At 62.2% G+C, this 18,778-nt stretch carries 18 protein-coding genes and 1 tRNA gene; 18 read left to right on the plus strand and 1 reads right to left on the minus strand.

The window, feature by feature from the left end:
- Window positions 1-554: 554 nt before the first annotated feature.
- Window positions 555-2,015 (minus strand): pyruvate kinase, encoded by a 1,461-nt coding sequence (gene pyk, locus ACGHEN_RS01640; RefSeq protein WP_390396860.1) that lies wholly within the window; start codon window positions 2,013-2,015, stop codon window positions 555-557.
- Between the two features lie 441 nt (window positions 2,016-2,456).
- Between pyk and ACGHEN_RS01645 the strand changes: the two genes are divergently transcribed.
- From ACGHEN_RS01645 to ACGHEN_RS01730, 18 genes are all read left to right on the plus strand, one after another.
- Window positions 2,457-5,138 carry a cation-translocating P-type ATPase gene (locus tag ACGHEN_RS01645; protein ID WP_390396863.1) on the plus strand — a complete coding sequence of 894 codons (2,682 nt, stop codon included), beginning with the start codon at window positions 2,457-2,459 and terminating at the stop codon, window positions 5,136-5,138.
- A gap of 471 nt (window positions 5,139-5,609) precedes the next feature.
- The gene (gene rsgA, locus ACGHEN_RS01650; protein ID WP_390399351.1) at window positions 5,610-6,563 is read left to right on the plus strand and encodes a ribosome small subunit-dependent GTPase A; all 954 of its coding nucleotides are present in this window, start codon (window positions 5,610-5,612) and stop codon (window positions 6,561-6,563) included.
- Between the two features lie 252 nt (window positions 6,564-6,815).
- Window positions 6,816-7,475: a Flp pilus assembly protein CpaB gene (cpaB, locus tag ACGHEN_RS01655; RefSeq protein WP_349124676.1), complete on the plus strand. Its 660-nt coding sequence runs from the start codon at window positions 6,816-6,818 to the stop codon at window positions 7,473-7,475.
- Window positions 7,475-9,118 carry a P-loop NTPase gene (locus ACGHEN_RS01660; RefSeq protein ID WP_349124675.1) on the plus strand — a complete coding sequence of 548 codons (1,644 nt, stop codon included), beginning with the start codon at window positions 7,475-7,477 and terminating at the stop codon, window positions 9,116-9,118. Before cpaB ends, ACGHEN_RS01660 begins: the two co-directional genes overlap by 1 nt.
- Window positions 9,115-10,443, plus strand: coding sequence for a CpaF family protein (locus tag ACGHEN_RS01665; protein ID WP_390396867.1), 1,329 nt, complete (start codon window positions 9,115-9,117; stop codon window positions 10,441-10,443). The genes ACGHEN_RS01660 and ACGHEN_RS01665 overlap by 4 nt, the downstream gene beginning before the upstream one ends.
- Complete coding sequence (locus tag ACGHEN_RS01670; RefSeq protein ID WP_390396870.1) at window positions 10,416-11,342, plus strand: type II secretion system F family protein; 927 nt, start codon at window positions 10,416-10,418, stop codon at window positions 11,340-11,342. The genes ACGHEN_RS01665 and ACGHEN_RS01670 overlap by 28 nt, the downstream gene beginning before the upstream one ends.
- Window positions 11,339-11,980 carry a type II secretion system F family protein gene (locus ACGHEN_RS01675; RefSeq protein ID WP_390396873.1) on the plus strand — a complete coding sequence of 214 codons (642 nt, stop codon included), beginning with the start codon at window positions 11,339-11,341 and terminating at the stop codon, window positions 11,978-11,980. Before ACGHEN_RS01670 ends, ACGHEN_RS01675 begins: the two co-directional genes overlap by 4 nt.
- Before the next feature lie 10 nt (window positions 11,981-11,990).
- Entirely contained in the window at window positions 11,991-12,224 is a 234-nt protein-coding gene (locus ACGHEN_RS01680) for a Flp family type IVb pilin (RefSeq protein ID WP_390396876.1), read from the plus strand.
- Window positions 12,188-12,751, plus strand: coding sequence for a hypothetical protein (locus ACGHEN_RS01685; protein ID WP_390396879.1), 564 nt, complete (start codon window positions 12,188-12,190; stop codon window positions 12,749-12,751). The genes ACGHEN_RS01680 and ACGHEN_RS01685 overlap by 37 nt, the downstream gene beginning before the upstream one ends.
- A 1-nt stretch (window position 12,752) precedes the next feature.
- On the plus strand, window positions 12,753-12,971 hold the full coding sequence (locus ACGHEN_RS01690; protein WP_147333370.1) for a hypothetical protein: 219 nt from the start codon (window positions 12,753-12,755) through the stop codon (window positions 12,969-12,971).
- Entirely contained in the window at window positions 12,946-13,446 is a 501-nt protein-coding gene (locus ACGHEN_RS01695; protein ID WP_390396882.1) for a TadE/TadG family type IV pilus assembly protein, read from the plus strand. The genes ACGHEN_RS01690 and ACGHEN_RS01695 overlap by 26 nt, the downstream gene beginning before the upstream one ends.
- Window positions 13,418-15,583, plus strand: coding sequence for a hypothetical protein (locus tag ACGHEN_RS01700; RefSeq protein ID WP_390396885.1), 2,166 nt, complete (start codon window positions 13,418-13,420; stop codon window positions 15,581-15,583). The genes ACGHEN_RS01695 and ACGHEN_RS01700 overlap by 29 nt, the downstream gene beginning before the upstream one ends.
- Window positions 15,583-16,059 carry a hypothetical protein gene (locus tag ACGHEN_RS01705; protein ID WP_390396888.1) on the plus strand — a complete coding sequence of 159 codons (477 nt, stop codon included), beginning with the start codon at window positions 15,583-15,585 and terminating at the stop codon, window positions 16,057-16,059. Before ACGHEN_RS01700 ends, ACGHEN_RS01705 begins: the two co-directional genes overlap by 1 nt.
- Window positions 16,056-16,415: a DUF192 domain-containing protein gene (locus ACGHEN_RS01710; protein WP_390396891.1), complete on the plus strand. Its 360-nt coding sequence runs from the start codon at window positions 16,056-16,058 to the stop codon at window positions 16,413-16,415. Before ACGHEN_RS01705 ends, ACGHEN_RS01710 begins: the two co-directional genes overlap by 4 nt.
- A 58-nt stretch (window positions 16,416-16,473) precedes the next feature.
- Window positions 16,474-16,740, plus strand: a complete 267-nt coding sequence (locus tag ACGHEN_RS01715) for a hypothetical protein (RefSeq protein WP_117770513.1) — start codon at window positions 16,474-16,476, stop codon at window positions 16,738-16,740.
- Window positions 16,740-17,024: a ribbon-helix-helix domain-containing protein gene (locus ACGHEN_RS01720; protein WP_390396894.1), complete on the plus strand. Its 285-nt coding sequence runs from the start codon at window positions 16,740-16,742 to the stop codon at window positions 17,022-17,024. Before ACGHEN_RS01715 ends, ACGHEN_RS01720 begins: the two co-directional genes overlap by 1 nt.
- 135 nt (window positions 17,025-17,159) lie before the next feature.
- Window positions 17,160-17,232, plus strand: a tRNA-Phe gene (locus ACGHEN_RS01725).
- Window positions 17,233-17,716: 484 nt separating this feature from the next.
- Window positions 17,717-18,778 carry a glycoside hydrolase family 5 protein gene (locus ACGHEN_RS01730; RefSeq protein WP_117770515.1) on the plus strand — a complete coding sequence of 354 codons (1,062 nt, stop codon included), beginning with the start codon at window positions 17,717-17,719 and terminating at the stop codon, window positions 18,776-18,778.

Genomic DNA, 18,778 nt, shown 5'->3' on the forward strand with positions numbered 1-18,778 from the left:
TTAAATACTGGTTGTTTTGAGTAGTGTACCAAGCGATGGTCATGGTCGGGCGGCAGGATTGCCGGATAGAGTCCCAGTATCTGGGGCGGGATGCGATAGTACTGAAAAGCCGTGGGTCCGCAGGCAAGAAATGACATGGCGATCCGATCGTTTGAGCGTAGTTTGGGCTAGAAAAGCTATCGGTTTCGGAAGTGCGGGGAAAAAGACAAACAGGCAAACCACAAGCGGTATTTGAGCCAACTTTATCAGGGGTTTTGTTGAAATAAAAGGGCTTGTACTCGGAGGTAAGCAATTTTTCCCCGCACTTCCGAAAACCAGGTCGATCTGACTCTTGCTAAAACGATTTAGCAGTGTCGGTTAAGGTGTGGGTTTGCCACCGGGCGAACACTTTTAGCGCTTGCGACTTTATTTTTGGGCCTCGAAGGGTGGATTTCGCGCTTTTGGTAAAGAAATGAGTGCGTGTTTTGCCGTGCGCCGGCATTGGCACAGAAAAAGGGCCCGGAAGGCAATGCCTTCCGGGCCCTTTGCAATGCAAGTGTGCTTGCAAGTGCGTTTTAGCGCACCTGAGCGACGTAAGCAACGTTGGTCGAGGAGACCTTGTCCTCGAGCTGGACGCTCATGCGGGAATCGCCGGCGGTAGCGACGGTCAGGTCTCCGGCCTCGACGTAGCCGAGCTCCTTAGCAGTCTCAATCGCCTTGACGATCGTGCCGTTGACGGTGCCCTGGGTAATCTCGGCCTGGTGCGGGATAACGCCCCAGTACATGATCATCTGCTGGACGGCCCACTCGTGGCGGGAGAACGCGCAGATCGGCATGTTGGGACGGAAGTGCGAGATCAGGCGAGCGGTGCGGCCGGTGGTCGTCGGCACGGTGATGCACTTGGCGCCAACGGTGGTAGCCATGTTCACAGCGGACATACCCACAACGTTGTTGACAACACGGGTGCCGTGGGCATCAGCCGGAACCTCGAGCGGAGCGTGAGCCGGGAGGTACTTTTCGGTCTCGAGAGCAATGCTGGCCTGCATCTTAACGGCCTCGACCGGGTACTTACCGGCAGCGGACTCGCCAGAGAGCATAACGGCGTCGGTGCCGTCGTAGATGGCGTTAGCAACGTCGGCAACCTCGGCGCGCGTCGGGCGCGGGTTCTGCTGCATGGAGTCGAGCATCTGCGTAGCGGTGATAACGGGCTTGTAGGCCGCGTTGCACTTGGCGATGATCTCCTTCTGGATGTGGGGAACGAGCTCGGGCTTGATCTCGATGCCCAGGTCGCCACGGGCAACCATGATGCCGTCGGAAGCCTCGAGGATCTCGTCGAAGTTCTCGACGCCCAGGGCGCACTCGATCTTCGGGAAGATCGTGACGTGCTCGCCACCGTTCTCGCGGCAAAGCTTGCGGATGCCGCGGACGGACTCGCCGTCACGGATGAAGGAAGCGGCGATGTAGTCGATGTTCTCGGTCAGGCCAAAGAGGATGTCCTGACGATCGCGCTCGGTGATGGCGGGCAGCGAGATGTTGACGTTGGGCATGTTGACGCCCTTGCGCTCGCCGATCAGGCCGTCGTTCTTGACGACGCAGGTCATGTCCTGGCCGTCGACGGACTCGACCTCGAGGGCAACCAGGCCGTCATCGATCAGGATGAGGGAGCCCTTCTCGACCTCGGAGGGCAGAGCCAGGTAGTCGAGGGAGATGTGCTCAGAGGTGCCGTGGAAATCCTCGGACGTGGGCTGAGCGGTGACGACGATCTTGTCGCCGGTCTTGACGGCAACCTTCTTGCCATCGACCAGAAGGCCGGTGCGGACCTCGGGGCCCTTGGTGTCGAGCAGGATGCCGACGGGCATACCGAGCTCCTTGGAAATACGACGGACGCGCTCGATGCGACCGTGGTGCTCGTCGTAGGAGCCGTGCGAGAAGTTAAAACGGGCGACGTTCATGCCCGCCTTGATCATCTCGCGGATGGTCTCGTCGCTATCGCAGGCGGGACCCATGGTGCATACAATCTTAGTGCGCTTGTACATTCAGACCTCCATCTGACATCGTCTTGCGCTGATAGATAAACCATAAGAAATAAAACTGAGTTGATTATAACGAAATGGCGACCGAATACCCCAAAAAATCGACCGTATGCCGAATTAGAAGTTCATTTTTTGCGGAAAAACGGTATATGCAAAAACTTTACCAACCGTTCTAACCGCTGCTATCTGGGCGATATTTCAGTTTGATGATGCGCCGAAGAAAAAACGTTTTATCAATGTTGAGCATCACACGGCCTGCACCGTTGCTTATGGACCATATTTCCAAATGGATTGTTTTGGCTAGACGCGTTGCTTTGGGGTACCATAGCTCCACTATCAACTGCCGCTCAGCACGGCAGCCTTGATGAGCCCTTGCCCTTCTCCTGGGAATTATGATCGGGCATCAATCTGCTGAGTGGCCCGAATCCCAGGAGGGGACTCTATATGCAAAAGGAATACCTGTCCGCCGCGGCGGAGGTGCTCAGCGACCAGGGTGTCGATGAGAACCTCGGCCTGAGCGACGACGAGGCGTCGTCGCGCCTCGCTAAGACAGGCCCTAACAAGCTCGAGGAAGCCGAGAAGACGCCGCTGTGGAAGCGTTTCTTTGAGCAGATGGTCGATCCCATGGTCATCATGCTGATCGTTGCCGCCGTCATCAGTGCGCTCACGGGCATGGTCAAGGGCGAGCCCGACTTTGCCGATGTCGTCATTATCATGTTCGTCGTTATCGTCAACTCGGTGCTGGGCGTGGTCCAGGAAGCCAAGAGCGAGGAGGCCCTCGAGGCCCTGCAGGAGATGAGCGCGGCGCAGTCCAAGGTACTGCGCGACGGCAAGCTCGTGCATCTGCCGAGCGCCGAGCTCGTGCCCGGTGACGTGATCATGCTCGAGGCGGGCGACTCCGTTCCGGCCGACTGCCGCGTCCTCGAGAGCGCCACGATGAAGATCGAAGAGGCCGCACTCACCGGCGAGTCCGTGCCCGTAGAGAAGCACGCCAACGTGATCGAGCTTGCCGCGGGCACCGATGACGTGCCGCTCGGCGACCGCAAGAACATGTGCTACATGGGTTCCACCGTTGTGTACGGCCGTGGCCGCGCCGTCGTAGTCGGCACCGGCATGGATACCGAGATGGGCAAGATTGCCGGCGCCCTGGCCGAGGCCAAGGAAGAGCTCACGCCGCTGCAAGTGAAGCTCGCCGAGCTCAGCCGCATCCTTACCATTATGGTTATCGTCATCTGCGTCGTCATCTTTGGCGTCGACATCATCCGTCACGGCGTGGGCAACGTCCTCACCGACCCGACTGCCCTGCTCGACACCTTTATGGTCGCCGTCTCGCTTGCCGTCGCCGCCATCCCCGAGGGCCTGGTCGCCGTCGTGACCATCGTCCTTTCGCTCGGCGTGACCAAGATGGCCAAGCGCCAGGCGATTATCCGCAAGCTCTCTGCCGTCGAGACCCTTGGCTGCACGCAGACCATCTGCTCCGACAAGACCGGTACCCTTACCCAGAACAAGATGACCGTCGTCAAGCACGAGCTCGCTGCGCCCAAGGAGAAGTTCCTGGCCGGCATGGCGCTGTGCTCCGATGCTCAGTGGGACGAGGAGCTGGGCGAGGCCGTGGGCGAGCCGACTGAGTGCGCGCTCGTCAACGACGCCGGCAAGGCGGGCCTCACTGGCCTGACTGCCGAGCATCCGCGCGTGGGCGAGGCCCCGTTTGACTCGGGCCGCAAGATGATGTCCGTGGTCGTCGAGACCCTGGATGGCGAGTACGAGCAGTACACCAAGGGTGCGCCCGACGTGGTGATCGGCCTATGCACCCATATCTACGAGGGCGATAAGGTCGTCCCCCTGACCGAGGAGCGCCGCGCCGAGCTCGTGGCGGCCAACAAGGCCATGGCCGACGAGGCCCTGCGCGTACTGGCGCTGGCAAGCCGCACCTACACCGAGGTTCCCGACGACTGCAGCCCCGCTGCGCTCGAGCATGACCTGGTCTTCTGCGGCCTGTCCGGCATGATCGACCCGGTCCGTCCCGAGGTGGCCGACGCCATCCACGAGGCGCACGACGCCGGTATCCGCACCGTCATGATCACGGGCGACCACATCGACACCGCCGTGGCCATCGCCAAGCAGCTGGGCATCGTCGCCGATCGCAGCCAGGCCATCACCGGTGCCGACCTCGATCGCATGAGCGACGAGGAACTCGACGCGCACATCGAGGACTACGGCGTGTACGCCCGCGTCCAGCCCGAGCACAAGACACGCATCGTCGAGGCTTGGAAGTCGCGCGACCAGATCGTGGCCATGACGGGCGATGGCGTCAACGACGCCCCGTCCATCAAGCGCGCCGACATTGGCGTTGGTATGGGCATCACCGGTACCGACGTCACCAAGAACGTCGCCGACATGGTACTTGCCGATGACAACTTCGCTACCATCATCGGCGCCTGCGAAGAGGGTCGTCGCATCTACGACAACATCCGCAAGGTCATCCAGTTCCTGCTTTCGGCCAACCTTGCCGAGGTGTTCTCGGTGTTTATCGCCACGCTCATCGGCTTTACCATCTTCCAGCCGGTGCAGCTGCTGTGGGTGAACCTGGTCACCGACTGCTTCCCCGCGCTCGCGCTGGGCATGGAGGATGCCGAGGGCGACATCATGAAGCGCAAGCCGCGCAACGCCAAGGACGGTGTCTTTGCCGGACATATGGGTCTGGACTGCGTGGTCCAGGGCCTAATCATCACCGCGCTGGTGCTGGCGAGCTTCTTTGTGGGCGTGTACTTTGACATGGGCTACATCCATATCGCCGATATGATCGCCGGCAATGCCGACGAGGAAGGCGTGATGATGGCGTTCATCACGCTCAACATGGTCGAGATTTTCCACTGCTTCAATATGCGCAGCCGTCGTGCGTCGCTGTTCACCATGAAGAAGCAGAACAAGTGGCTGTGGGCTTCCGCCGCGCTGGCACTGGTGCTGACGGTGATCGTGACCGTGCAGCCGACGCTTGCCGAGATGTTCTTTGGCCCCGTGACGCTTGAGCTCAAGGGCGTTGTCGCTGCCCTGGGCCTGGCCTTCCTGATCATCCCGCTGATGGAGATCTACAAGGCGATCATGCGCGCGGTCGAGAAGGAGTAGGTCGAAAGGTCTTCCTTCCCACCGGCCCGACCGCCTGCGGGGTTTCTTCCTCGCTGGTCCTCGCGCTTCGCGCTGCGGGATCGCTCGGAAGAAACCCCTCCCGGCGGGCGGGCCTTCGGATAACCTCTCGGGACCATTGGCTGAGGGAAAGTGTGTGAGTCGGTCGAGCATTTGCTCGACCGACTCTTTTTTGTGGGAAAATACCTGCTCAGTTGTGATTTGTGGTGCTGGGAGGCGCTTGTGGGCAAGGCTAAGGCTAAAGCGAAGAAAAAGACGACGGGGGCGCGGGCTAAGCGTGATCGTCGTCGGAAGCTCGCGACCGAACCCCCTGTATCTGCTGAGGAGTTGCTGGCGAGTGTACCGGGGCTTGACGCGCTGCAGGATGTTCCGGCGTTTGATGACCTGCCGGTCGATGAAGCTCAGCAGGCTGCCTTTGATGATTTCTGCGCACATGCCGAGGAGCCCGAGCAGATGCAGCTTGGCGCCGTGGTGCGCTTGGATCGTGGGTTTCCGCTGGTGGCGACTGCCGACGATACCTTCCGCGCCGAGCATGCCGTGGGATTTGCCAAGTCGCGCGGTGGGGACGAGGTCCTGCTGCCTGCCGTGGGCGATCGTGTGGCGGTGCGCCGCGCTCCCGGGCACGATATGGGCGTGATTGAATGCGTGCTGCCGCGCCGTACGAGCTTTGAGCGTTGGCGCGGCCGTGCTCGCGGCGAGCGTCAGGTGCTTTGCTCCAACGTGGATAGCGTGCTGATCGTGCAGGCGCTCGGCGCCGGCGAGGTACTGCTCGACCGCGTGGCGCGCTCGCTGGTGTTGGCACTCGACTGCGATGCCGAGCCGGTGGTGGTACTCACCAAGGCCGACCGCTGCGACGCCGATGAGCTCGAGCGCGATCTGGACCGTGTGCACCGCTTGGTGGGTCCGGACGTGCGCGTGATCGTGACGTCCTCTGCCGAGGGTCGTGGCCTGGACGAGGTGCGCGCCTGCGTGCCCGCCGGGAGCTGCGCCATGATCTTGGGTGAATCGGGTGCTGGCAAGTCGACGCTGCTTAACGCGCTGCTGGGTCACGATACGTTGGCGACCGGCGGCGTACGTGAGCGCGATGACCAGGGTCGCCACACCACGGTCGCGCGCGTGATGGTGGCGCTGCCGGGCGAAGCCGGCGTTATTGCTGACGCGCCGGGCCTGCGCAGTCTGCCGCTCGTGGGGCATGAGCGGGGCTTGGCACGCGCGTTTCCCGAGATTGTCGAGGCGTCGCGTGCGTGCCGGTTTGCCGACTGCACACATACTCACGAACCGGGCTGTGCCGTTCGCGAGGCCGAGGGTGCCGGGCGGATCGACAGCCTGCGTTTGGAGACGTTCCAAAACTTGGCGTCATCCATGCGCGTGAGTGCTCAGATGCTCGATCCCGATGTTCATCTGTAATTGAATCTATCTATGACAGCCGTCTCCCAATGGTGCGGGAGGCGGCTTTTTTATTGCCGATGCGCCCCTAAACGTGCATTTATCCGACGTGCTGACAAAAACCTTGCCACGAGCTTGACGGGTCGGTCAGCTTTTGGTCGGCAATTGGTTTGACACTCAAAACCAAGATTGCGATCGCGTTGTTTTGCCGCTTGCTCGCTCGGACAATGGTGGTACGGGCATCCGCCCGGTGCTACCTTGAGAGGAGCGGCCGTGAACAAGAGCAAGCGCATCGCCATCAGTCTGATCGCGGGCGTGCTCGCCGCGCTGCTCTGTATGGTTTACGCGTCATCGATTCGCTCGCAGGCAGAGCAGGCCCAGGCCGAGACACTGGCCAAGTACGGCGGCGATCGCGTCGAGGTGTGCGTCGCGGCGCGTGATATCGATGCGGGCGAGACCCTCGACGAGACCAATGTCATAACCCAGGAATGGCTGGTGAGCCTGCTGCCGCGCGATGCGGCGACCGAGCTGCGCCAGGTGCGCGGTGACGTGACGACCTCGCGCATCCCTAAAAATGCCGTGATTTGCGATGTCTACACCAAGGCCGAAAGCCACACGCTCGAGGTGCCCAAAGGCAAGGTCGCCGTTTCGGTGGCGGTCGATGCCGAGCATTCGGTCGGGGGCGCCACGGGCGTGGGCAGCTACGTGGACGTGTACGTGCAAAAGGACGGCGTGACCGATCGGCTGTGCGGCGCGCGCGTGATCGATACCAGCGAAGTGGCCGGCGCCACGCGCGAAGGCAAGATCGAATGGGTGACTCTGGCGGCCGACCCCGAAGACGTTAAGGAATTGCTGGGGGCCTCGGGTAAGGGGACGGTCAGTTTGACGATCCCCGCCACGGTGCGCGGCAAAAAGAGCGGAGGCGACGAGTGATGAAGGCGATCTGGCTTGCATGCTGCGCGTGCGGTGATTACGGATTGCTGCAGCGGGAAGTCGAGGGCCGCGATGCGGGCGCGCAGGTGCTTCGCGTGGGCGACCTGGATGGGCTGGTGTCCATGGCGCGGGCGTTTCCGTCGCGCCGCGGGGCGGCGATTATCGCGGCAGCCCTGTTCGATGCCGAAGACGTGCGAAAGACCGTTGCGCGTCTGACGGCCGAGGGCCGCGTGAGTCGCGTGGTCGTACTGATAGAGACGCTCGATCCTTCGGATATCGAGAGGCTGTTTCGCGCGGGGGCGACCGAGGTTATCGCTGCGCGCAGCATATGCGGCAACGGGCGCGCGGGCGAGGGAACGGTTGATTACGACCGGTGTCTGACGATTGAGCCCGATGCTTTTGTTGATAGGGAACCCGGGGCGCCTCGCGCTACAAGAGGCCCGCGTGTTGATGATTGTGGAAAAGCGGAAGCCGAGCATGGTCGGTGTCCCCGGGACCCCCTTGCATACGATGAAGTCGGAGAGCCGGTGCCGTATGGCGAGGATCTTTTAGCTGTAGATATGGGATACGTGCATGGCGTAAGCCTGGTCGATGAACTCGACGAGGTGGAGGGGCTTGCCGGGAGCGACAGCGTGCGTGTCGATGCGACCGTGAAGTCTCCAGACTCGGTTCCGCAGACCGAGCAACCTGCCATACCGGCTTGGGCGCAGCATATGAGCGCTGCCGGGGAGACGGGGGCGTTGCCGTCCGTGCCCGCGTCGCCTGCCCCCGCGTCGCCAGCGGATGCCGCCGCTCCGTCGCATCGAGCCCCGGTTGTCTGCGTCGTCTCGGGTTCGGGCGGTTGCGGCAAGTCGACAATCGTCGCCGCCATGGCGCACGCGGCGTCGCTGCTGGGCCTGCGTGCTGCCGTGCTCGATTTGGACCTGATGTTTGGAAACCTCTACGACCTGTTGGGTGCCGATGCCCCGCATGACATGGCGACGCTTATCGAGCCATCGGCTGCGGGCGCACTTGCCGAATCGGACATCGTGGCCGCCTCGATGCGTGTGGCTCCGGGCGTCACGCTTTGGGGCCCGGTCGCCGCGCCCGAACAGGCCGAGCTCATGGCGCGCCCGGTGGAGCTGCTGCTCGACGTCTTGCGTCGCGAATCCGACGTGGTTCTTGTCGACACCTCGGTCTTTTGGGGCGACGCCGTGGCGGCCGCAGTGGCGGCAAGCGACCGCTGCCTGGTCGTGGGCGATCCATCGGTGTCGTCTGCGACGTCCGCGGCGCGCGTCATCGAGCTGGCGAGCCGTGTGGGCGTGCCGCGTACGCGCATGAGCGCCGTGTTCAACCGGTTTGGCGCGCGCGGCGCCGACGAGGATGTCGCCATGCGCTTTGAGATTACCTGTGCGTTGAGTTCCAAGATCCGCATCGCCGACGGCGGGCAGGACTTGGCGGCGCTCATGGCGTTCGGCCGTGCTGACGAGGCAGTGGGCCAGACCAGCGCTTTTGCCACCAGCGTGCGCGAAGCCACGCGCAAGATGCTCGTGGAGTTGGGCTGCGCCGTCGGTCCCTGGAGTGACATGGTCACCGACCGTGCGACACGCACCGAGCGCCCGCGCATCCGTCTTCCCTGGTCGCGCGAGGGTGATTCGCGATGAGCTTGCAAACAAGGATTAAGGCGGCCGGCGCGGCCGCGGCGACAGTGCCTGTTGACGCAGGGCGCCACCGTGCCGTCAAGCGCCGCACCAAGCGCGCCGTGATGGATCGCATGGGCTATGACGAGGTGGCGCGTATTAGCGCATACATCGATCCGGCGCGCGCCCGCTCGGAATTGCGTCCTGCGGTGGAGGCGGCGCTCAACGTGGAGGAGGCGACCGACCTGGCGACGCCCGAGCGCGAGACCATCATCGATGAGATCCTGGACGACGTGGTGGGCCTGGGCCCGCTGCAGCCGCTCATCGAGGACGACACCGTCACCGAGATCATGGTCAACGGCTGCCGATCGGCTTTCTTTGAGCGCGGCGGCGTCTTATATCCCATCGAGCATGCGTTTGAGGATGACGAGCAGATCCGCGTGCTCATCGACCGCATCATCTCGCCACTGGGCAGACGCATCGACGAGCGCAGCCCCATCGTCAACGCGCGCCTCAAGACGGGCTATCGCGTCAACGCGGTGATTCCGCCTGTGGCGATCGATGGGCCGATCCTCACCATCCGCAAGTTTTCAGACCGCATCTGTTCGTTGGACGAGCTTGTGGGCCTGGGGTCGCTACCGCTTTGGTATGCACAGCTGCTGTCGTGCGCGGTATCGCTGCGTCAGGATTTGGCGGTTGCAGGTGGCACGGGGTCGGGCAAGACCACATTGCTCAACGCGCTATCGTGCGAAATATCCACCGGCGAGCGCATCGTGACGATCGAGGACTCCGCCGAGCTCAAGTTTGCGCATCACCCGCATGTGGTTCGCCTGGAGGCGCGTGAGGCTTCAATTGAGGGCGAGGGCGCGGTGACAATCCGCGACCTGGTGACCAACGCCCTGCGCATGCGTCCCGACCGCATCGTGGTGGGTGAGGTGCGCGGTGCGGAATGTTGCGACATGCTGCAGGCCATGAACACCGGGCACGATGGGTCGCTCACCACGCTTCATGCGGGCACCGAGCAGGAGACCGTGGTGCGTTTGACGCTGCTTGCGCGCTATGGCATCGACCTGCCGAGCGAGCTTATCGAGGAGCAGATTGCCATGGCGCTCGACGGCATCGTGATGTCCGAGCGCCATGCGGACGGCAGGCGTTTCGTGTCCTCCTATTCGGGGGTGCGACGCGGCACATCAGGCGGCGTGGAGCTTGAGCGCTACGTGACGTTCGATGCCGCCACGCGCGCCTGGACGCTCGATCGCGAGCCTCCGTTTATCGCAGAGGGCCTGCGCTCGGGAACGCTCACGCAAGAGGAGGTGGACGAGTGGAGATCGTTGTGCCCCTCGTCGTAGGGGGTTTGACAGGACTTTCTGCCGCGGTGGCGTGCGGGGCGGAGCCTCGTGCGCCGCGCGTGCCGCCGGCGGAGCTGGTCAGCCATGCGCTTGAGTTGGTTGCCGAGAAGCTGCCGCGCGAGTTGGTAGAAAACGACCTGCTAAAAAAGATTGCCCGCTCTTGGGCGGCGCTGGTTCCAGCACATCGCGTTGGCCTTGTTATCGAGGATGACGAGGCGCGCCTGGCATGCTTGCTGCTATCGAGTGGTGTCTGCGGCATTGCCCTGACTGTCGTATCGCTGTCGCCCATCGGCTTTGTCCTGGGGTTGCTCGCGCCGTTTGGCGTAGGCGCCGCTCGCGACACCTTCGACCGTCGCCGCGAGCAACACGATGTGGAAGAAGCCATGCCCGAGGCCTTTACGGCGCTCTCTATGTCGCTCGCCTCGGGTCATTCGCTGGCCCAGGGCATGAGGTTTGTGGGAACTCACGCGCAAGAGCCGGTGCATACCGAGTTTTTGCGCGTGGCGGCGGCGATCGACTGCGGCGTCTCGGCGACTGATGCGTTGGATGACCTACTCGACCGTATCGATGCCCCCGGCCTTTCGCTTGTCACCTTGGCGCTTAAGGTGTCGCAGCGAACCGGTGCCCCGCTTGCCGACCTGTTGTCCGAGGCGTCGAGCATGGTGGGGGAGCGCATTGAGCTCAAGCGCCGCTTGGACGTCAAGACATCGCAGGCTCGTATGTCGGCACACATGGTCTCGGCGATGCCGGCGGGTATGTGCGCGGTGCTGGCGCTGCTTTCGGCCGACTTTCGCCGCGGCCTTGCGACGCCGGCGGGTGCCGGTGCCGTGGTACTGGGACTTGCCCTCAACGCCGTCGCCCTGGTGGTCATCCGACGCATTATGCGGGTGGAGCTATGAGCGCCCTGGTCGGGGTCGCGGCATGCCTGTGCGCGCTCAGCGTGTTTGTCGCGACGGGGCTCAATCGTGCGGACGCATGCAAGATCGCCCAGGTCTGCAAACGCGAGGCGCTGCTGGTTGTTGCGGCTGCCCGATCGGTGACCGATGTCCTGGTAGCACGGTTGAGGGGCATGCTCGGCACGGGTGGTACGGCGCAGGTGTCGCTTGGCGAGGTGTCCGAGATGATCGACGTGGTGCGTCTGGGGCTTTCGGCCGGCCTTTCGTTCGATGCGGCGCTTGAGGTTTTTTGCGCCAATCGCCGATTGACGTTGGCGCTCCGCCTTGAGCGAGCCTGCATGGCATGGCGTGTGGGCGTAGGGACGCGAGAGGATGAGCTTCTGGCGGCCGCGCGCGACCTGGATGTGCGGGCGCTCGAGACCTTTGCCATCACAGCGGGGCAGGCGCTTGCCCTCGGTGCCCCGCTTGCCGAGACGCTGGCGGCTCAAAGTCGCGAGATTCGCGCGGCCCATCGCGCTGCAGTCGAGCGCGAGATTGAGCGCGCGCCGGTCAAGCTGCTGATTCCCACCGGCACGCTCATCTTGCCGGCGTTGCTTCTGTCCATATTGGGCCCGCTGCTGGGGGCAGGCGGGATGATGTAGGGAGGAATACATGAATACGATGACTGACGTTGCTGGCAAGGTCTGGAGCTGGGCGTTTTGCCAGTCAATTCACGCTCGCCGGCGTGCCGAGGAACTGCTGCGGGAGGAGAGCGCGCAGGGCACCACCGAGTACGCCATCCTGGTCGGTGTGCTCGTGGTGATCGCCATCATTGCCATCGTCGCATTTAAGGGCAAGGTCCAAGATCTATGGAGCGCTATCAGCGAGGGCATCAACAGCCTGTAGAGGGCGCCCGTCCCGTCGGCGCGTTGTTGGTGCTCGCCTGTGCGGTCGTGGCGGTGGCAGTGGCGGTTTGGGGGCTTAACGCAGCACGGCAACAACGTTTAGGGGTTGCCGCGGATGCGGGCTCGGGTTCGACTGCGGCGTCTCAAATAGACGATGCGCGAGACGCGGACGATGCGAATGCCGCCGTCACGGCGCAAACGTTCTTGCAAGCACTCGACGAGCGAGCGGACGCTGCAACGGGTTCATCTGCAAACAATGCCGTCGCTGTTCGTCTCGCATGGTCCGAGTGCCGACCGATGACCGAAGCGGCGGCGGATATGCTGCGTGTCTATCGCGAGGTGCCCACGGCGCAACTTGCTCTGAGTGGCTATCTCGACATCAAGGGCAACGTGTGGGGCGCCATCGTGCGTGACGGACGCGGCTGGGTCGATATGGTGACGGTTGCCGCGGATGCTGGTGATACTTCGTGTCGCCTGCGCGTGGTCCGCCTGATCCCGCAGACAACGAACTCAAAGGAGGGGTCGTGAAATGCATGATGTCCTGCGTGAGGAATCTGCCCAGGCAACGGTCGAATACGCCATCGTCACGGTGGCACTGCTTTCCATCGTGCTGGCGATCGCAGGGCTTTGGCGTGCCGGTGCCGATGGGCGCTTGGCGGCGCTGGTCGAGCGGACGGCGTCTCACGGCGTCACCTCGACATCGGTTGTTGACGCTGCTGCGGGTGCTAAGGACATCGTGCTCTATTGATGTCACGCGCGAGGACCGGGCGCAGTCTACGGTCGAGGCGGCATTCCTGCTGCCGACGTTTCTGACGCTCGTCCTGTTGGCGCTGCAGCCGGTGTGCCTGCTCTACACGCGCGCCGTCATGGAGTCTGCCGCCGCCGAGACCGCGCGGCTTATGACCACGACGACGGTGGGGGATGACGAGAATATTAAGGAGTTCGCCCGCCGCCGTCTTGCCGCGGTGCCCAACGTCTCGATTTTTCATGCCGGCGGGCCCCTGTCGTGGGATATCGAGCTTGGTCGGGCCGATGCGGGCGGCGTCTCGTCCGTTTCCGTTACCGGCGAGGTTAAACCGCTGCCCGTGATCGGTGCGTTTGCGCAGGCTATGGGTAGCGCAGGCCATAACGGCTATGTCGAGCTTAAGGTCGACGTCTCGTATCGATCGCGTCCCGAGTGGCTGGAGGGAGATTATGATTCATGGATTGCTGCATGGGATTAAGCGCTGCCTGTTGAAGGTGACGAGGGGGCTTGCGGGCCGTTGCCGACCGCGTGCTCGCTGCAAGCGAGGCGGCTTTATGGGTCGAGCCGGGATCGACCTGTTTATCGAAGACGGTGCCTATACCACGCTCTCTTCTGCGGTGGTCATCTTGGTGGTGCTCACGTTGCTGTTTTCGTCGACGGCGGCGATATGGAGCATGTCGCGTGCCGGGGACACCCAGGTGGCTGCCGATAGCGGCGCGCTGGCAGGCGCCAATGTGGTGTCGTCCTACCATACGGCTGCGACGGTGGTGGATGCGAGCATTTTGAGTTTGGGCCTGGCGGGGTTTGCCACGATCGGCACCGGCTTGGTCGCCATCCTTATTCCGGGTGCCGAGCTTGCCGCGGGCGATATGGTCGACACGGGAGTCGAGATCATTAAAACGCGCAACAAGTTTGCCAAAAGCGCCTCCAAGGGCTTGCAGAAAATCGAGACGGCTCTACCGTATCTGGTTGCCGCGCGAGCTACGCAGGCCGTGTCGGCGCAGGATACCGAGGGTGCGACCTATACCGGTACGGCGCTTGCCGTGCCCAGGACGTCCGAGTCGGATTTCGTTGCGCTCGAGGGGTCCGAGATCTCGACCGATGCGATGAAAGACACATCGAAAGATCTGGAACGCGCGGCAGATGAGCTGCAGAAAGCCTCAGAGGAGACGGCGAAAGCAAAAGAACGCGCCTGGCTTGCGGATTGCGGCGGGTCGGTTCCGGCTTCGGCCGGTAGCTGTTCATGTATGTGGGAACGCGCGGGGAGCTTGGCAAAGCTCTCAGGTGAGCAAAACCCGCATTATGCCTCAAGCGTTACGTGGGAGCCACAGGTGGCGCTCGACCGCGCAAAAGCTTACTACCGTCAGCGTCTGGCAGACGAAAAACCGCAGAGTTCAAGCGTCGAGACGAAGGCGGAGTCGGCGGCGCGCAAGGCGTTTTACACCTATGCGAGCGCAGAGGTCAATCGCGCATATATAACCGAAGACGGAGACCGGGCCGCTTCCTATATCCCGCTGTTGCCGCGCAACACTGACGAGGTGCGAGCGACGGAACTCTATACCGATGCGGTGTGGCCAACCAGTACCAACGATGGCAAGACGTATCTGCATTACGGAACGAGTTGCCCCAACTATAAGAAGGGGGCGCCATGCGGGCTAGCCTCGGTTGCTGATTATGACGGGCAGGACAGATGCAACAGATGCCATTTTGGCGTTTCGTCGCTCGGTGCCGTTGCAGCGCCTTCGACTTCTATCGAAAACGGCTTCGAGTACCACTTTGATCGATTCAAAGACGCTCTGGAAGACTATGTCGAATGCCGCAACAAAGAGCTCGAGCTCATGCGCCAGACCGAGGACGAGGCTGACCGTGCGGGTAATGCGTTTGACCAGGCCATTAAAGCGCTTTCGGGCGAGCGTCCGCGTATCGCTCCGCCCGGTCGCAACGGCGTGGTTGCCCTTGCGGTTTCGGGTGCCATCTCGAGCCCCGATGAGCTCAACTCTTCGTTTAACACGACAGTCAGGCTTGGCGATCGCGGCGCGATCTCTGCTGCGGTGCTGGCGCCCGATGACGCGACGGCGCAGAACAACGTTCTCTCGCGGTTTTTCTCGACGCTGGAGGAGCGTTCGGGTGGCGTTGTCGGCGTACTCGATGGCGTCATGGATGTTTGGGGACGGCTGCTTGTGGGATACGGAGACATCCAAGGCTCGGCCGACGAGCTCATGGACGAGATGATCGATGACCTGGGAGGGGGCAGTGGCGCGTTGGGCTCCATTGCGTCGTGGCTTGGCGATACCGTTTCGGCGTCCGTGGCGGCGCTAGGCTTGGAGCCGTGCGACTTGCGCCTACGAAAGCCGGTGCTGACCGACACCGCCAACGTCATCAAGAGCCCGGGGTCTGACATCACAGGTCTTTCTAATGTGCAGGACAAGCTACGAAGTATTCCGCTGGGCGTAACCGACCCCAAGGCGCTTTGCGAGGCGCTGGAATATCAAGTCGAGCGCACCATCAGCGGCACGGTGTTTACGCTTGCAGAGATTCCGCTGCCCGGCGGCGGTTCCATCCCACTTACCGTCGATGTCGCCACGCTGGCGGGTGCCTTGGGCGGTGGGTCGTAATGGGCATCCGCACGCGCCTGTGCGAGGAGCGCGCCCAGGCGACGGTCGAGATGGCCGTGGTCACGCCCGTCCTGCTGGTTCTGGCGCTTATCGTGTACAACGTCATGGTCTTTGCCGGCGTGGTCGCGCGCTTCGATCGCGTGGTGCCCGATATCGTGCTAGCGCATGCCGTGGCGCCGAGCGGGGAGGGCGATGACAGCTCCATCGATGCCTCCGCGACCGTTCAGGCTCAGATCCAACATGCCATGGAAGGCTATGACTTGCAGATTGAGGTCTCGAGCGAGCAGGGTGCGACGACATCGGATGGCGGTCTGCTTTCGCTTTCCGGCACGTTTAGGACCTATACCTGTACCATGCGCTATGAGCCGTGGCCGAGCTCGCTCAGCATCGCCGGCGTTTCGCTGGGGGCACCGGCAAAGTTGTCGCACGAGCGCGCAGTGACAGTCGACCCGTGGCGTCCGGGGGTGGTCACGTGAACGCGGTCTCATCCTATATTGCCTACGCGCGGGCGCTCAACAGGCTGGGTTGGACGCCTGCCGAGTTTGTGGTGGCGGAGTCGTTTGCCGTGCGTCTACGCGGCATGCTGGGACGGTCTCCGATTGCTGCAAACGGGTTGCCGCTCGTCATGGCGTTTACACGCTGCTCTTCGGTCCACACCTGCTTTATGGTCTATCCCATCGACGTTGCCTTTATTGACCGTAACGGCAACGTCCTCGCGCGCTACGAAAACGTCCGTCCTTGGCGTATGTGTTCCTGTCCCGGTGCCTGGGCAGTACTGGAACGCCCTTCAATCCTCGCTACACCTCCCGCCCTTCAACAAGTGCCGGCGTAGGAATTGGCGACAGCTGACTTTCGTCATACGAAATTGGGTAAGATGGAGGAGAAGATGCATGGATGTTGAGATCCATCCCAACGCCAAAAAACACTTGACGGAAAAGCAGGTGCTTGGTGCCTGGTTCGCGGTTACTGAGTGCATTCGCCGCGAGTCGGAGGATGAGCCGCCGAGATGGCTTGCCATTGGATGGCTTCCAGATGGTCGAAGTGTGGAACTTGTTGCGGTCGAACTAATTCGTGGATGGCTCATTGTTCATGCCCTGTCTCCGGTTCAGAAGAAATTCTGGCAAGAGATCGAGCGAGCTCGGCAGAGGGGTCGATGATGAACAAGGCGTATACGGCTGCCAATGGTCAGGTTGTAACGGATGAAATGATTGACGCGTGGTGCGAGTCGTACGAGCATGGCGGGTTTCCGGACGGCGAGCATACCGTTGGGGGGATCGTGCACGGGCGGCCTCCGCTCTCAAGCGAAGGGACGGCAACGCTATCGGTCAAGATTCCCCTAGGGATGAAGGAGGCGATTCGTCGTCGGGCGGCGGCTGAAGGAATGACGCCAAGTGAGTTTGCCCGTGCAGCCCTGAGCGAAAAACTTCTTGCGGCCGGTTGATGTCTCTAACGTGCTGTTCTATAGGGTCGGACTTGTGGCTGACGCCGTGCTCAAAAACTTTTTTCAAATTCTCGGTTGACCGGAGCGCGTCCTTGGTTATACTAATCAAGCCTTGAAACAAGGCACACCTCAAATGGCTGGGTAGCTCAGTTGGTAGAGCAGAGGACTGAAAATCCTCGTGTCAGGGGTTCGATTCCCTTCCCCGCCACCTTGAATTGACTAGGACCTCTGCAAAGGGGTCCTTTTCTTTTATGTGGACCATGCGCGGAATCGAACCCCGTGAGGGCGCGGAGCTGAGGAAACGCGCAAGCGTTTTCCAGCGTAGCTCGCAAGGCGCGCAAGCGCCGCAGCGGTCCGTCCGCGCAGCGCGCGGACGCGATTCCCTTCCCCGCCACCTTGAATTGACTAGGACCTCTGCAAAGGGGTCCTTTTCTTTTATGTGGCGCCCGCGGGTTATGTGGACCCGCGGAAAATGCATCCCATTATTGAACGAAAGAATGGGATGCGCTTTCCGGCGCTTACTTCCGACGTGCGTGCGCATCTCAGCGTGCCCGCCCCAGACATTTCTCCCGCTTTTGCGCCACTTTGCAGACCGTTCGGTCGTCTGTCCGCACGCGCGGGTATACTCAAAACGATACTTTTCCTATGCAATACGATGCAGGCTCAGCCTGCACGATCCGAAGGGGGCAGTGATGGAGAGGATACTCGGCGTTAATCTCTCTGGCTGGTTTATTCCCGAGCCTTGGGTGACCCCGTCGCTATACGCGGCGACCGGTGCATCCAACGCGGCCGAGCTGCAGGAGGCCATGGGCACCGCCGCCTATAACGAGCGCATGCGCCGTCATTACGAGACGTTTGTGAGTGAGGACGATTTTTGCCGCATGGCGCAGATCGGTCTCAATGCCGTGCGTCTGCCGGTGCCCTGGTATGCCTTTGGCTCGCAGGAGTCCGATGCGTCCTACATCTCGGTTGTCGACTACATCGACCGTGCAATTGAGTGGGCCGCCAAGTACGACATCCGCGTGCTGCTCGATTTGGCAACTGTGCCCGGTGGCCAGGGCGATTCCAATGATTCGCCCACCACGCCGGAGGCTGTTGCCGAATGGCATTCGTCCACCAACGGCCGTCATGTCGCACTCGACGTGCTCGAGCGCTTGGCCGATCGCTATGGCGAGGCCGAGAGCCTGCTGGGCATTGAGCTGCTGGACACGCCGCAGATGAGCGTCCGCAAGAGTCTCTTTACCATGACGGATGGCATTCCGGCCCACTACCTGCGCAATTTCTATCGCGATGCCTACGAGCTCGTCCGTTCGTATATGCCCGAGGATAAGATCGTCGTCTTCTCGTCGTCGGGGCATCCCAGCGAATGGAAACATTTTATGCGCGGCGCCAAGTATAAGAACGTCTACATGGACCTTCACCTGTACCATTACCGCGACGAGTATGCGCTCGACATCACGAGCCCCCGCGGGCTGACGACGGCGATTTCGCGTAACAAGCGCGAGCTTAAAGAAGCGATCTCGACTGGGTTCCCCGTGCTGGTGGGCGAATGGTCGGGCGCGGCGATCTTTGCCAACTCGTCGGTTACGCCCGAGGGACGCAATGCCTACGAGCGTGTGTTTATCGCCAACCAGCTGGCTTCGTTTGCGCCGGCTGCCGGTTGGTTCTTCCAAACGTGGAAGACCGAGAAGCGTATTGCAGCATGGGACGCCCGCGCGGCGCTCGGTACGCTCGAGCGCGGCATGATTGAATAG

This window comes from Collinsella sp. i06-0019-1H4, from assembly GCF_042849575.1.
Classification (GTDB): Bacteria; Actinomycetota; Coriobacteriia; order Coriobacteriales; family Coriobacteriaceae; genus Collinsella.